Raw genomic sequence first — 13,991 nt, forward strand, 5'->3', positions numbered from 1 at the left:
CCAGGGGGCGGCCCGCCGCAGCCAGGGCGCGAGCGCCGGCCATGGAGCTTTCTTCATCACAGGTCGCGAGGATCAACAGCGGTTGCTTGAACGGTTGGTCCAGCAGCGGCAGGACCGCTTCGATAGCCAGGGCGAAAAAACCCTTCATGTCGCAGCTACCCAGTCCTACCCAACGGCCATCCACTTCCGTCAACTTCAAAGGATCGGTCTGCCACAGCGCCTCATCGTAAGGCACGGTATCGCTATGCCCCGCCAGTACCAGGCCACCGGGGCCGCTGCCGAAGCTGGCCAATAGATTGAATTTGCCGGGGCTGACCTGCTGGATATCGCAGGCGAAACCCAGGTCGCCCAACCAGCTTGCGAGCAGGTCGATCACCGGGCGGTTGGTCTGGTCGAGAGACGCTTGGGTGCAACTGACCGATGGCGCGGCAATCAGTGCGGCAAATTGTTCTTTCATGGACGGTAAAGGCATGCGCGGTCTCTCAACTTCCACAGATGAAACCCATCATAGAACCATCTGCATTACACAATAAACCCGTTGCGGCACGTTGCCGGGCTCAGTCCTGTACACTGCACGACCTTGGCAGCCACCTTTTCCCCCGGCTGCACTCCCGATCCTGGATGTTCCGGCCATGCAAAAAGAAACCGAAATCAAGCTTCGCGTCAGCCGCGAGACCCTCGCCGCGCTGCGCGAGCACCCGCTCCTGAAAAAACGCAATAAAAGTGGCTGGGAACGCCGTGAGTTGATGAACCAGTACTTCGACACCCCCGAGCGCGACCTGGCCCAGGCCAAGGTTGCCCTGCGCCTGCGCAAGGACGGCGACGACGTGATCCAGACCCTCAAGACCCGTGGCCAGAGCGTCGCCGGTTTGTCGGAACGTAACGAGTACAACTGGGAACTGCCCAAGGCCAAGCTCGACGTGAAAAAACTCGACGGAGAATGCTGGCCCGAGCAGTTGGCTGAACTGGACAAAAAGACCCTCAAGCCGATCTTCACCACCGATTTCGTCCGTGAGCGTGCCGAGATCGCCTGGGGCCGTGGCAAAGCCAAGGTAGTGATCGAAGCAGCCCTGGACCTGGGCCACGTGATCGCCGGCAAGCAGAAGGAAGAAATCTGCGAGCTGGAACTGGAACTGCGCGAAGGCGAACCCGCCGCCCTGCTGGAACTGGCTGCCGAGTTGGCCCAGACCCTGGCGCTGATGCCGTGCGATATCAGCAAGGCCGAACGCGGCTACCGCCTGTTCGACGCCAGCAGCTACTCCCTGAGCCTGCCTGCCCCACAACTGCAACCGCAAATGCCTCTGGATGACGTTTTCGCCGCGCTGATGTGGCATCTGCTGGGCAGCAGCCAGCGCCTGGCCGAGCAGTACCGTTTCAACGGCCACTGGCGCCTGCTGCAGGACTGGGTGGAAAACCTCGCCGAAATGCGCGCCCTGATCGGCAGCCTCGGCCAGGCCGCGCCACGTCAATCCACCAGCGAACTGCGCAGTGCCCTCGACGCCCTGCTGGAAGACTGGCGCCCACTGGTCCAGGCCGGCGAAGAGGATGAAGACGTGCGCAAGGCCGCGCCAGAGCAGTTCATCGAAGAATTGGACGACGTGCGCTGGGGCCTGTTCTCACTGAACACTTCGCGCTGGCTGCTGGCCCGCACCTGGACCCTGGACCGCAACGTGCGCGGCAACCGCCAGGGCGCCGCCCAGGTCGCCAACTGGCTGCCGCGCCTGCTGGCCGACGAAGCCGTCGCCCTGCGCCTGCCGCGCTACCAACAACAGCCGGAAGACCTGGCCGAGCAACTGCCGCGCATCGAGCGCCTGCAGGCGTGGCTGCACCATGCCCGCCACCTGCTGGAAATTGCGGAGCTGGATCGTTTGTACGGTGAGCTGAACAAGTTGGCCGCGCTGGCCAACCTGCCGATCACTGATGAGTCGCTGGATGCGCGGATGCATCAGGTGATTGCGGTGTACCAGAACCGGGCCTGGAAGACTTTGCTGCGTCTGTAAGATTGCTATCGCGTGTAGGAGCGAGCTTGCTCGCGAAGGACGTCAACGATAACGCGTGTTTGCTAGGTAAACGCGGCGCTCTCACGTTCTTCGCGAGCAAGCTCGCGCCTACAAAAAAGCCTTAACTGACTGGCATTAGGGCTTGCCGGCGATGACGTCCGCACTCTCACCGCAACACTGGCAGACTGGTAGTGGACTTGATCTCCGACAGCGCCACAATCGAGTTGACCTCCTGTATCCCCGGCACCATCGACAGTTTCTCGAAGAAGAAACGCTCATACGCCTCGATATCCGAGGTGACAATGCGCAACAGAAAATCCACCGCCCCCATCAGCACATAACACTCCAGTACTTCCGGGAATCCACGAATCGCCTCAGTGAACTCCGTGAAGTTGGACCGCCCGTGGGCGTTGAGTTTGACCTCGGCAAAGATCTGCGTGTTGAGGCCGATCTTCTTGCGGTCGAGCAACGTCACCTGCGCGCGAATCACCCCCTCTTCCTTGAGCCGCTGGATCCGCCGCCAGCAGGGCGACTGCGATAGCCCGACTTGTTCGGCAATCTGCGCGCTGGAGAGCGACGCGTCTTCCTGGAGCAACGCCAGGATCCGGCGGTCGTAGACATCCAACTCACTGTGCATAAAAATACCTTACAAACCATTACCTACGAATCGTATAAGTCATTTATAAGGCATATCGCTCAAACATAGATAAGAAATACCCGACACGCCATGTAAAAATTTCTCCAGTCAGATTTGGAGAACGGCCATGCATTCAGTCCCCACCAGCCCCGCGACCCGCCACGATGCCTGGGCAGTCAGCAACAGCCATTGCCAGGTGCGCTACCAGATCCTCGCCGAGGCTGAACCCGATGTGCTGTGCCGGATCCTCAATTACTTCGCCTTGCAGTTCCTGGTGCCGCAACAGGTAAACGTGACCCGCGACGAAGACCTGCTGAACGTCGAGGTGGTGATGGACGGCCTGAGCTGGCACCGCGCCCAGGTGATCGGTGAAAAACTTCGTAACCTGATCAGCGTGTGCTCGCTGGAGCTGCAACCTGTTGAATCCACAAGGCTGCAAGCGGTATCGGCGGCGGCTCAGTAAAAACCGGTAATAACCCACTGGGCGACAGCAATCAGGGTGGGACTAGCCTTGGCGCTACTGCTTGAAATCGCCCAGGAAACCGCCATGCCCGCAGTGCCAGAACTTCAGGATCGCAGGCTCTGCCTCGACGAACTGCTGCCCGCCCTCACCGCCCACGGCCTGCTCGACGAAGCCCTTGCCGAACGCTTGCGGCGCACCCCGACCAACGACTTGCATCCGCTGGAGTTTCTCGCCGACCAGTCACTGCCCGACCCTGCGCGGCCGGGCATGTCGCTGTCTCTGGAAGCACTGACACAATGGCTCGCCATTCACGTCGAACAGCCCTATCTGCGCATCGACCCACTGAAAATCGATGTGGCGAGCGTGGTGCCACTGATGTCCCACGCCTTCGCCCAGCGGCACAGCATCCTGGCGGTCGCCCTCGATCGCGACAGCGTGACGGTGGCCTGTGCCGAACCGTACCTGCGTGAGTGGGAAACGGGCCTGGGTCATGTCTTGAAGCGTTCGATCAAGCGCGTGGTGGCCAACCCCCAGGTGATCCGCCGTTGTACCCAGGAGTTCTTCCGGCTAGCCAGGTCGGTCAGCGGGGCCGACCAGACCAACCCCATGGCGTCCCCTGTCGAGCAGTTGCTCAACCTTGGCGCTGGCGACCAGGAGCCCGATGCCAACGACGCGCACATCGTCAACATTGTCGACTGGCTGCTGCAATTTGCCTTCGGCCAGCGCGCCAGCGATATCCATATCGAGCCCGGCGGCGACCAGGGCCGCATGCGCTTGCGCATCGATGGGTTGCTGCACGATGTCTATCAGTTTCCGCCACAGGTCACGACCGCCGTGGTCAGCCGCCTGAAAAGCCTCGGGCGGATGAATGTCGCCGAGAAGCGCAAACCCCAGGATGGCCGGATCAAGACCAAGACACCCACGGATATCGAAGTGGAGCTGCGTCTTTCGACCCTGCCCACGGCCTTCGGCGAGAAACTGGTGATGCGGATTTTCGATCCCCAGGTGCTGCTCCAGGACTTTCAGCAGTTGGGGCTTTCGGCCGATGACCTGCAGCGCTGGCAACATATGACCCGTCAGGCCAACGGCATCATCCTGGTCACAGGTCCCACGGGGTCAGGCAAGACCAGCACCCTCTATACCACCCTGCGGCAACTGGCGAACCGCACGGTCAACCTGTGTACGGTGGAAGACCCTATCGAGATGGTCGAGCCGGCCTTCAACCAGATGCAGGTCCAGCACAATATCGACCTGACCTTTGCCAGCGGCGTCCGCGCGCTGATGCGCCAGGACCCGGACATCATCATGATCGGAGAGATCCGTGACCTGGAAACCGCCGAAATGGCAATCCAGGCGGCATTGACCGGCCATCTGGTGCTATCGACCCTGCACACCAACGACGCCCCCAGCGCGGTCAGCCGCCTGCTGGAGCTGGGCATTCCCCATTACTTGATCAAGGCCACATTACTGGGGGTCATGGCCCAGCGCCTGGCGCGCAGGTTGTGCCCGCACTGCAAAAGCCCGGTGACGTTGAACGAGGACGATTGGAACAGTGCCACGCGGCCATGGGCGCTACCGACACCTGTCGGCGCGTTCCAGGCCAAAGGCTGCGCGGATTGCCGGGACAGTGGCTATCGCGGACGCATCGGGATCTACGAGGTCATGCTGATGAATGACGGCGCCAGGACCTTGGTCTGCGTCGATACCGATCTGCAGGCATTGCGTCGCGAAGCCCTCAAAGACGGCATGTGCAACCTGCGGTTGGCGGGCGCTCACAAGGTTGCCGACGGGCTGACCACCCTGGAAGAAGTGTTGCGGGTCACGCCGGCACTGTAGCGTTGAACGAGTAAACCGTTCTTATCTACGACAACCCCGTTACAATCGACAGACCTCGCGTCACCACCACCAGACAAGGAATCGTTATGCAGATCGGAACCGTGCTTCTCCTCTTCGTCGGCTTGGCCATCGCCATCCTGTTCATGGGCTTCAAGGTCGTACCCCAGGGCTACCAATGGACGGTGGAGCGTTTCGGCCGCTACACCAACACGCTCAAGCCTGGCCTGAATATCATCATTCCGGTGATGGACCGCATCGGGCGCAAGATCAACGTGATGGAAAGCGTGCTGGATATTCCGCCCCAGGAAGTGATCACCGCCGACAACGCCACGGTACAGATCGACGCGGTGTGTTTCTTCCAGGTGGTGAACACCGCCCAGGCGGCCTACGAGGTCAACAACCTCGAACATGCGATCCGCAACCTGCTGCAAACCAATATCCGTACGGTGCTCGGTTCCATGGAACTGGACGCCATGCTCAGCCAGCGCGACGGTATCAACGAGAAGCTGTTGCGCACGGTCGACGAAGCCACCGCGCCGTGGGGCATCAAGATCACCCGGATCGAGATCAAGGACATCAGCCCGCCTGCCGACCTGATGGCCGCCATGTCGGGCCAGATGAAAGCCGAGCGGATCAAGCGCGCACAGATTCTTGAGGCTGAAGGCCTGCGAGCGTCCGCCATCCTGACCGCCGAAGGTAAGAAACAGGCGCAAATCCTGGAGGCTGAAGGGGGTCGTCAGGCGGCGTTCCTCGAATCCGAAGCCCGTGAACGTCAGGCCGAGGCAGAAGCCCGCGCCACCCAAGTGGTGTCGCAAGCGATTGCTACCGGTAACGTGCAAGCCATCAACTACTTTGTCGCACAGAAATACATCGATGCACTGGGCAAGCTGGCCTCGGCCAACAACAGCAAGGTGATCCTGATGCCGCTGGAAGCCAGCCAGGTCATCGGCGCAGTGGGCGGCATCGGCGAAATCGTCAAGGCCACCTTCGACAACAAGAAAGCCTGAGGCCCGCACCATGTGGGAGTTCCTGCAACACCTGTCGTTCTGGGATTGGCTGGCGCTGGGCACGGTGCTGTTGATTCTCGAAGTGTTTGGTGCCGGCGGTTATCTGCTGTGGATGGGCATCGCAGCAGCAGCGGTTGGCGTGCTCAAGTTCCTGATGCCGGGGCTTGGGCTGGAGCTGCAACTGCTGCTGTTTGCCGTGCTGTCGATACTGACGGCGGTGTACTGGTGGAAACGCCAGCGCAGCAGCGCCAAGGCCAGCGACCAACCGGGCCTGAACATGCGTGGTTCGGAGCTGATTGGTCGCACCTTTATGGTGCATCAAGCCATTATCGATGGCCGGGGCAAGATCAAGGTCGGTGACGGCGTGTGGATGGTCACCGGGCAGGATTCGCCAGTAGGCGCTCAAGTCCGGGTGGTTGGCCAGGACGGTGTGATTTTACGGGTCGAAACTGTTTAGTCATCCACGGAACTAGGCTGGGTTATCTACAATCAAACTGTTCAGTTAACCCAGTCGGAGTCACCCATCATGCGTCTCAAATATGCTGTCGCCACCCTCGCCGTGCTGTCCCTTCCTGTTGGTTCAGCGATGGCCGACAGCTTCTGGCGTAACGTCATCTCGTCGGGCGCTACCACAGGCTCCACGTACCTGACCTTCAAGGACCACAAGCTGGTCGTCGCCGCCCAGGACGATGCCGGCAGTTTCGTCGCCAGTGATGGCGGTATCCGTGGCCCATACCTGGAAGCCGCCATGCAGAAAGTGCGTGCAGACAACCCAGGCCTGAAAGCCACTGATATGGAGTTGGCCAACGCCATCCTGGCGAAAAACGCTGTGGCTGCCGAGTAAATCCGGCGCATGAAAAAGCCGCTTTAGAGCGGCTTTTTTTTGCCTGTTTTTCGACGATACGTTCACAGGCGACAGGCTATATTCAGTTCCCTCGTGCGACGATGCCGGGGTTGATTTGAGTTTTTATTCTTGGTTTTTCTCAAGCGGGTATCTTCGACATCATGAGCCAACTGCCTTTCCTGCCGTTTTCAAAACCGGTCATTGATGAAGCCACCATCGCGGCGGTCGGTGATGTGTTGCGCTCTGGCTGGATCACCAGCGGGCCGAAGGTGCAGGCGTTCGAAGCGCAATTATCGGAGTACTTTGGCGGCCGGCCGGTACGCACCTTCAACTCCGGCACCTGCACCATGGAGATTGCCCTGCGTATCGCCGGCGTCGGGCCGGGGGATGAAGTGATCACCACGCCGATCTCCTGGGTGGCGACGGCCAATGTGATTCTGGAGGTGGGCGCCACACCGGTGTTTGCCGATATCGATCCGGTCACCCGAAATATCGACCTGGCTCAGGTGGAAGCAGCCATCACGCCGCGCACCAAGGCGATCATTCCGGTGTACCTGGCGGGCCTGCCGCTGGATATGCCGATGCTCTACGCCTTAGCCAACAAATACGGGTTGCGTATCGTCGAGGATGCCGCCCAGGCGCTGGGCTCCAGTTGGGATGACCAGCGGATTGGCGCCACCGGGGATCTTGTCTCGTTCAGTTTCCAGGCGAACAAGAACATCACCTGTTCCGAAGGCGGCTGCCTGGTGCTGAACAACGCCGAAGAAGCGCGCCTGGCGGAAAAGTACCGGCTGCAAGGCGTTACTCGCAGCGGCTTCGATGGCCTGGACGTGGATGTACTGGGCGGCAAGTTCAATATGACTGACATCGCCGCCGCAATCGGGCTGGGCCAGTTTGCCCAGATCGAACAGGTCACCGCCCATCGCCAGGCCCTGGCCCGGCATTACTTCGAGTGTTTTGGCAGCGATTTCGAGACAACGTACGGCGCGCAACTACCGCCTGCGGACTTTGAAAACAGCAATTGGCACCTGTTCCAACTGGTACTGCCCGAGCGTCAGGATGGCCTCCCGGCCCGTGCCACGTTCATGGAGCAGATGCAGGCCCAGGGTGTAGGCATTGGCTACCACTACCCGCCGATCCACCTGCTGAGTTTGTATCGGGCACAAGGGTTCAAGGAAGGCATGTTCCCGGTAGCCGAAAAAGTCGGGCGTTTGATTGTCTCGTTGCCGATGTTTACGGCGATGAGCAAGGCGGATGTGGAGCGTGCTGTCGCGGCGGTGAAAACAGTACTGCAGACGGGTTAAACCCAATCAATGTGGGAGCGGGTTTGCTCGCTCCCACAATGGGTTGTGCGTAGGCTTATTCGCCAATGGCGGCCTTGTAGCCGGCAGCATCCAGCAGCTTTTCCAGCTCGGCGGGGTTGCTTGGCTTGAGCTTGAAGATCCAGGCCTCGTAGGGCTTTTCATTGAGCGACTCAGGGGCATCGGCCAATTCATCGTTGACCGCAATTACTTCACCCGACACTGGCGAATAAATATCCGAAGCAGCCTTCACCGACTCCACTACGCCCGCCGCGTCGCCGGCGGCGAACACCTTGCCCACTTCAGCCAACTCAACGAAAACCACATCACCCAATGCTTCCTGGGCATGGTCGGAGATCCCGACGGTCACGCTGCCGTCGGCTTCCAGGCGTGCCCATTCGTGGCTTTCGGCAAAACGCAGTGCGGCAGGGATATCGCTCATAGTCTGTGTCCTCAAAAAGAAATGTCAGCGGCCATTGGCCCGCCGGAAAAGGTTAGATCAAGGTCTTGCCATGGCGCACGAAGGTCGGCTTGACCACTCGCACCGGGTACCACTTACCGCGAATCTCTACTTCCGCACGGTCAGCGGTGGCCATCGGTACACGCGCCAGCGCAATGGATTTGCTCAGCGTAGGAGAGAAACTACCACTGGTGATCTCTCCTTCGCCAACATCAGCGATGCGAACCACTTGATGAGCGCGTAAAACCCCACGTTCTTCCAGCACCAGGCCCACCAGTTTGAGCTGCACGCCAGCCGCGCGCTCGGCTTCCAGGGCGGCGCGGCCAATGAAGTTGCGACTGGCGGGTTCCCAGGCAATGCTCCAGGCCATATTGGCGGCCAACGGTGAAACGCCCAGGTGAATATCCTGGCCGTAGAGGTTCATTCCGGCCTCCAGACGCAATGTGTCACGCGCGCCAAGGCCAATGGGCGAGATACCCGCGCCTACCAGGTCATTGAAGAACGCCGGGGCCTGGTCGGCAGGCAGGACGATCTCCAGGCCATCTTCACCGGTATAACCGGTACGGGCGATAAACCAGTCGCCGTCGGCACGGCCCTCGAAAGGCTTGAGCTGGTGGATCAAGACGCCGCGTGACTGGGTGACCAGTTCGGCAATCTTGTGCCGGGCCTGAGGGCCCTGGATAGCCAGCATGGCCAGGTCCGGACGCTCGCGCATGTGTACCTGATAGCTGCCCAGCTGGGCCTGCATCCAGGCGAGGTCCTGGTCGCGGGTGGCCGCATTGACCACCAGCCGGTAACCGTCGTCGGCACGGTAGACGATCATGTCGTCCACCACCCCGCCCTGCTCGTTGAGCATGGCGCTGTACAACGCATGGCCACAGCCATGCAAACGATCGACATCATTGGCCAGCAGCAATTGCAGCCACTCCTTGGCCTGGTGGCCCGAGATGTCGATCACGGTCATATGGGAAACATCAAACACCCCACAGTCACGGCGCACCTGATGGTGCTCCTCGACTTGCGAGCCGTAATGCAAAGGCATATCCCAACCGCCAAAATCGACCATTTTCGCGCCTAGGGCGAGATGCAGGTCATACAGAGGCGTACGCTGTCCCATGGGTTTCTCCTTCCGGGCGTGGCGAAGGTGCGGACGGTCGCCGTTCGGGCTACACACCTTGAAATACAAGGCTTGCAGCCACGTTCAGCCATCCGATCTGAAAGATGGACCGCACCGAATGCCGCGCATTGTAGCCTCAAGCCGTAGGACTGGCACCTAACCGATTCGTCGGGCAGAACGTCGAATCAAGCCGATGACCGGCAACAGGCCGACCAATACCAGGGTCAGAGCGGGCAAGGAGGCGCGCGCCCACTCGCCTTCGCTGGTCATCTCAAAGATGCGTACCGCCAACGTATCCCAGCCGAATGGGCGCATCAGCAAGGTCGCGGGCATTTCCTTGAGCACGTCGACGAACACCAGCAGGGCTGCGCTCAAAGTGCCTGGCAGCAAAAGTGGCAGATACACTTTGCAAAACAGTCGTGGCCCACTGACCCCAAGACTACGCGCCGCTTCCGGCAGGGACGGGCGAATACGTGCCAGGCTGTTTTCCAGTGGGCCATAGGCCACGGCCAGGAAGCGCACCAGATAGGCCATCACCAGTGCCGACAGACTGCCCAGCAACAACGGCTTGCCCGCGCCCCCCAGCCAGCCGGAAACAGGGATTACCAGTTCACGGTCCAGATAGCTGAACGCCAACATGATCGACACCGCCAGCACCGAACCCGGCAAGGCGTAACCCAGGTTACCCAGGCTGATCCCGGAACGAATCGCCCGGGTCGGCGCCAGACGGTTGGCGAACGCCAGCAGCAGCGCCACGCTGACGGTGATCAGCGCGGCCATGCCCCCCAGGTAGAGGGTATGCACGATCAGCCCAGCGTAGCGCTCATCGAGATCAAAACGACCGCGCTGCCAGAACCACGCCACCAATTGGATCATGGGGATGACAAAGGCGCAGGCAAATACCAACCCGCACCAACCACTCGCCGCAGCCGCCTTGAACCCACGCAGGTGATACAGCGCCTTGCCGCGCGGCCGTTCATTGCTGGGACGGCTGGCACCACGGGCACGGCGCTCGCCGTAGAGCACCAGCATCACCACCAGCAGCAGCAGGCTCGCCAGTTGCGCGGCGCTGGACAGGCTGAAAAATCCGTACCAGGTCTTGTAGATCGCGGTGGTGAAGGTGTCGAAGTTAAAGACCGACACCGCACCGAAGTCCGCCAGGGTTTCCATCAGTGCCAAGGCCACGCCAGCGCCGATGGCCGGTCGCGCCATGGGCAAGGCCACTCGCCAGAACGCCTGCCACGGCGATTGCCCCAGCACCCGCGCCGCTTCCATCAACCCCTTGCCCTGCGCCAGAAAGGCGGTGCGCGCCAGCAGGTAGACGTAGGGATAGAACACCAGCACCAGCACGATGATCACGCCACTGGTGGAGCGCACGCGCGGTAGGCGCAGGCCCGTGCCGAACCACTCGCGCATCAGGGTCTGCACTGGCCCCGAGAAGTCCAGCAGGCCGACGAAGACAAACGCCAGCACATAGGCGGGAATTGCAAACGGCAACATCAGCGCCCAGTCCAGCCAGCGCCGGCCGGGGAATTCACAAAGGCTGGTCAGCCAGGCCAGGCTGACGCCCAGCACCGTTACGCCAACCCCGACGCCCAGCACCAGAGTCAAGGTATTGCCCAGCAGACGCGGCATCTGGGTGTCCCACAGGTGGGACCAGATTTGGGTGTCGATGCTTTGCCAGGACAACAGCAGGACGCTCAACGGCAGCAGCACCAGGGCGGCGACGGTGAAGACTGGCAGGTACCAGCGGCGTTGGGCGGGGTGGGCCAAAAGCGGATTCTCAAGCAGTGGATGATTTGGAGGCATGTACAAAACATTGTGGGAGCTGGTTTCTGTGGGAGCCGGGCTTGCCCGCGATGCTGACACCTCGATTTATCAGAAATACCGAGGTGATGCTATCGCAGGCAAGCCAGCTCCCACACAAGCCAGCTCCCACATTAGATTTGCGGTGTTTTTAAGCCCGTATCAGTTCCAGCCCGCGCGATCCATCAGGCGAATCGCTTCGGCCTGGCGCTTGCCCGCGACTTCCACCGGCAGGGTATCGGCAACGAACTTACCCCAGGCAGCTACTTCTGCAGACGGCTGCACCGCCGGGTTGGCCGGGAACTCCTGGTTCACGTCAGCAAAGATCTTCTGTGCTTCTGGGGTGGTCATCCACTCCACCAGGGCCTTGGCCGCCTCCGGGTGCGGTGCATGCTTGGTCAGGCCAATACCCGACAGGTTGACGTGCACGCCACGGTCGCCCTGGTTCGGCCAGAACAGTTTGACGCCCAGGTCCGGCTTTTGCTTGTGCAGGCGGCCGTAGTAGTAGGTATTGACGATGCCGACATCACATTGCCCGGCGTTGATCGCTTCCAGCACGGAAACGTCATCGGAGAACACGTCAGTGGACAGGTTACTCACCCAGCCCTTGATGATTTCTTCGGTCTTGGCCGCGCCATGGGTCTCGATCAGGGTGGCGGTCAGCGACTGGTTGTAGACCTTTTTCGCCGTGCGCAGGCACAGGCGGCCTTCCCATTGCTTGTCGGCAAGGGCTTCGTAGGTGGTCAACTCACCCGGCTTCACGCGGGCAGTGGAGTAGGCAATGGTCCGCGCCCGCAGGCTCAAGCCGGTCCAGGCATGGCTTGCAGCACGATATTGCGCAGGGATGTTGGCGTCGATCACCTTGGAGGTGAACGGCTGCAGGATGCCCATCTGCTCGGCTTGCCAGAGGTTGCCGGCATCCACGGTCAGCAGCAGGTCGGCGGTGGCGTTCTCGCCTTCGGCCTTGATGCGCTGCATCAGCGGCGCTTCCTTGTCGGTGATGAACTTGATCGGGACGCCGGTCTTCTTGGTGTAAGCGTCGAATACCGGCTTGATCAGCTCGTCGATACGAGAGGAGTAGACCACTACTTCGTCAGCCGCCTGGGCGGTCGTGCTGGCAATCAGGGTGAGTGCCAGGGCAGTCAGGAGGCGCTTGGGTGCCAACATGGGTGCGGTCTCTCGTAATCGAAGGAGTGCAAATGATAAGGACTCACATTTAGCATCTCAACCGAACACTTGGTGGAGGCGTTACGAGATGTTGCATAACTGGATTCTGGGGTGCGGCAACTGGCCTCAGGGCTTGGCCAGATCCGGTAGATCCCCGGTCAACCCCAGCGCCTGGCGCACAAACAGCGCCTTGGCCTCGGGCATCTGGTCGACCATCTTCAACCCGGCATTGCGCAACCAGCGCAACGGCAATTGATCAGCCTGGAACAACCGCTCAAAGCCCTCCATTGCCGCCATCAGCGCAAGATTGTGGGGCATGCGCCGGCGCTCGTAGCGACTGAGCACCTTCACATCGGCCAAGCGCTCACCGCGCTCGGACGCCTGCAGCAGCACCTCGGCCAGCACCGCCGCGTCGAGGAACCCCAGGTTAACGCCCTGCCCCGCCAACGGGTGGATGACATGGGCCGCATCGCCAATCAGGGCCAGGCCTTCGGCGACGTAACGCTTGGCGTGACGCTGGCGCAGTGGCACGCACAGGCGTGGGTCGGCACTGACCACGGTGCCCAACCGGCCTTCAAAGGCACGTTCTAGTTCGCGGCAGAAGGTTTCGTCGTCCAGGGCCATCAGGCGTTCGGACTCGCTCGGTGTGGTTGACCAGACGATGGAACACCAATCTTCCTGGCCATCGCGCACCAATGGCAGGAACGCCAGCGGCCCGTGGTCGGTAAAACGTTGCCAGGCCGTGCGCTGGTGCGGCTGGCTGCTGCGTACGCTGGTGACAATGGCGTGATGCAGGTAATCCCATTCGCGGGTGGCGGTGCCGGTCAGGCGGCGTACCGCCGAGTTGGCCCCGTCCGCGGCGATCACCAATGGCGCGCGCAGGGTGCGGCCATCGGCCAGGGTCAGCAGCCAGTCGTCGCCGGAGCGGCGCATCTGCTCCAGGCGGGCATTGGCCAGCAGGCCCAGGTCGCAGTCGTGCAGGCGGTCGAGCAAGGCGTCCTGGACCACGCGGTTTTCGACGATATGCCCCAACACTTCGGCATGCACGCTGGCCGCCGAAAAGTGGATCTGCCCGGTGCCGCTGCCATCCCAGACCTGCATCTCGCCGTACGGGCTGGCGCGGCGGCTGGCAATGCCATCCCACACCCCCAGGCGCTCAAGAATGCGCTGGCTGGCCGCCGACAAGGCACTCACTCGCGGTTCAAAAGGAGCCGCGGCGTCGAATGGCTTGACGCTCAACGGGCTGCCGTCGAGCAGCAGCACTTGCAGGCCACTGCCTTGCAACGCCAGCGCCAGGGCGCTTCCGACCATTCCGGCCCCGACAATCAGCACATCTGCGCGCATGTCCATGCT

General features: G+C 61.3%; 14 protein-coding genes. 7 read left to right on the forward strand and 7 right to left on the reverse strand.

Annotated features, from left to right (window positions below):
* The coding region (locus BFQ03_RS02535) for a M20/M25/M40 family metallo-hydrolase (protein ID WP_139115623.1) at nt 1-472 on the reverse strand (472 nt) is incomplete at its 3' end.
* Between the two features lie 160 nt (nt 473-632).
* Here BFQ03_RS02535 and BFQ03_RS02540 point away from each other — a divergent pair.
* Nucleotides 633-2,000: a CYTH domain-containing protein gene (locus BFQ03_RS02540; RefSeq protein ID WP_065942414.1), complete on the forward strand. Its 1,368-nt coding sequence runs from the start codon at nt 633-635 to the stop codon at nt 1,998-2,000.
* 166 nt (nt 2,001-2,166) lie between these two features.
* Here the strand turns inward: BFQ03_RS02540 and BFQ03_RS02545 are convergent, their stop codons facing one another.
* Nucleotides 2,167-2,637 (reverse strand): Lrp/AsnC family transcriptional regulator, encoded by a 471-nt coding sequence (locus BFQ03_RS02545; RefSeq protein ID WP_029289490.1) that lies wholly within the window; start codon nt 2,635-2,637, stop codon nt 2,167-2,169.
* 127 nt (nt 2,638-2,764) lie between these two features.
* Between BFQ03_RS02545 and BFQ03_RS02550 the strand changes: the two genes are divergently transcribed.
* The 6 genes from BFQ03_RS02550 (at nt 2,765) to BFQ03_RS02575 (ending at nt 8,091) form a co-directional block, all read left to right on the forward strand.
* Complete coding sequence (locus BFQ03_RS02550; RefSeq protein WP_065942415.1) at nt 2,765-3,100, forward strand: hypothetical protein; 336 nt, start codon at nt 2,765-2,767, stop codon at nt 3,098-3,100.
* Between the two features lie 84 nt (nt 3,101-3,184).
* Nucleotides 3,185-4,936 (forward strand): type IV pilus assembly ATPase TfpB, encoded by a 1,752-nt coding sequence (locus tag BFQ03_RS02555; RefSeq protein WP_065942416.1) that lies wholly within the window; start codon nt 3,185-3,187, stop codon nt 4,934-4,936.
* Between the two features lie 86 nt (nt 4,937-5,022).
* Entirely contained in the window at nt 5,023-5,943 is a 921-nt protein-coding gene (locus tag BFQ03_RS02560) for an SPFH domain-containing protein (RefSeq protein ID WP_032858941.1), read from the forward strand.
* 10 nt (nt 5,944-5,953) lie between these two features.
* On the forward strand, nt 5,954-6,400 hold the full coding sequence (locus tag BFQ03_RS02565) for an NfeD family protein (RefSeq protein WP_032858942.1): 447 nt from the start codon (nt 5,954-5,956) through the stop codon (nt 6,398-6,400).
* 69 nt (nt 6,401-6,469) lie between these two features.
* Entirely contained in the window at nt 6,470-6,787 is a 318-nt protein-coding gene (locus BFQ03_RS02570; RefSeq protein ID WP_029289499.1) for a DUF2388 domain-containing protein, read from the forward strand.
* Between the two features lie 161 nt (nt 6,788-6,948).
* Nucleotides 6,949-8,091 (forward strand): DegT/DnrJ/EryC1/StrS family aminotransferase, encoded by a 1,143-nt coding sequence (locus tag BFQ03_RS02575; protein ID WP_065942417.1) that lies wholly within the window; start codon nt 6,949-6,951, stop codon nt 8,089-8,091.
* 55 nt (nt 8,092-8,146) lie between these two features.
* Here the strand turns inward: BFQ03_RS02575 and gcvH are convergent, their stop codons facing one another.
* The 5 genes from gcvH to BFQ03_RS02600 form a co-directional block, all read right to left on the reverse strand.
* Nucleotides 8,147-8,530, reverse strand: coding sequence for a glycine cleavage system protein GcvH (gene gcvH, locus BFQ03_RS02580; RefSeq protein WP_032858946.1), 384 nt, complete (start codon nt 8,528-8,530; stop codon nt 8,147-8,149).
* 52 nt (nt 8,531-8,582) lie between these two features.
* A complete protein-coding gene (gcvT, locus tag BFQ03_RS02585) occupies nt 8,583-9,665 on the reverse strand; it encodes a glycine cleavage system aminomethyltransferase GcvT (RefSeq protein WP_032858947.1) in 1,083 nt (360 codons plus the stop codon).
* 156 nt (nt 9,666-9,821) lie between these two features.
* The gene (locus tag BFQ03_RS02590; protein ID WP_032858948.1) at nt 9,822-11,438 is read right to left on the reverse strand and encodes an ABC transporter permease; all 1,617 of its coding nucleotides are present in this window, start codon (nt 11,436-11,438) and stop codon (nt 9,822-9,824) included.
* Nucleotides 11,439-11,633: 195 nt separating this feature from the next.
* Nucleotides 11,634-12,638 carry an extracellular solute-binding protein gene (locus BFQ03_RS02595; RefSeq protein ID WP_032856975.1) on the reverse strand — a complete coding sequence of 335 codons (1,005 nt, stop codon included), beginning with the start codon at nt 12,636-12,638 and terminating at the stop codon, nt 11,634-11,636.
* A 126-nt stretch (nt 12,639-12,764) separates the two neighbouring features.
* Nucleotides 12,765-13,982 (reverse strand): 2-octaprenyl-3-methyl-6-methoxy-1,4-benzoquinol hydroxylase, encoded by a 1,218-nt coding sequence (locus BFQ03_RS02600; protein ID WP_167360836.1) that lies wholly within the window; start codon nt 13,980-13,982, stop codon nt 12,765-12,767.
* Nucleotides 13,983-13,991 lie beyond the last annotated feature (9 nt).

Source organism: Pseudomonas sp. 25 R 14, assembly GCF_900004755.1.
In the GTDB taxonomy this organism is placed as follows: Bacteria; Pseudomonadota; Gammaproteobacteria; order Pseudomonadales; family Pseudomonadaceae; genus Aquipseudomonas; species Aquipseudomonas brenneri.

Bases quoted from the DNA above. Each gene is read 5' to 3' on its own strand.
- BFQ03_RS02540 (WP_065942414.1), top strand. From the start codon at position 633: ATGCAAAAAGAAACCGAAATCAAGCTTCGCGTCAGCCGCGAGACCCTC.
- BFQ03_RS02545 (WP_029289490.1), bottom strand. From the start codon at position 2,637: ATGCACAGTGAGTTGGATGTCTACGACCGCCGGATCCTGGCGTTGCTC.
- BFQ03_RS02550 (WP_065942415.1), top strand. From the start codon at position 2,765: ATGCATTCAGTCCCCACCAGCCCCGCGACCCGCCACGATGCCTGGGCA.
- BFQ03_RS02555 (WP_065942416.1), top strand. From the start codon at position 3,185: ATGCCCGCAGTGCCAGAACTTCAGGATCGCAGGCTCTGCCTCGACGAA.
- BFQ03_RS02560 (WP_032858941.1), top strand. From the start codon at position 5,023: ATGCAGATCGGAACCGTGCTTCTCCTCTTCGTCGGCTTGGCCATCGCC.
- BFQ03_RS02565 (WP_032858942.1), top strand. From the start codon at position 5,954: ATGTGGGAGTTCCTGCAACACCTGTCGTTCTGGGATTGGCTGGCGCTG.
- BFQ03_RS02570 (WP_029289499.1), top strand. From the start codon at position 6,470: ATGCGTCTCAAATATGCTGTCGCCACCCTCGCCGTGCTGTCCCTTCCT.
- BFQ03_RS02575 (WP_065942417.1), top strand. From the start codon at position 6,949: ATGAGCCAACTGCCTTTCCTGCCGTTTTCAAAACCGGTCATTGATGAA.
- gcvH (WP_032858946.1), bottom strand. From the start codon at position 8,530: ATGAGCGATATCCCTGCCGCACTGCGTTTTGCCGAAAGCCACGAATGG.
- gcvT (WP_032858947.1), bottom strand. From the start codon at position 9,665: ATGGGACAGCGTACGCCTCTGTATGACCTGCATCTCGCCCTAGGCGCG.
- BFQ03_RS02595 (WP_032856975.1), bottom strand. From the start codon at position 12,638: ATGTTGGCACCCAAGCGCCTCCTGACTGCCCTGGCACTCACCCTGATT.
- BFQ03_RS02600 (WP_167360836.1), bottom strand. From the start codon at position 13,982: ATGCGCGCAGATGTGCTGATTGTCGGGGCCGGAATGGTCGGAAGCGCC.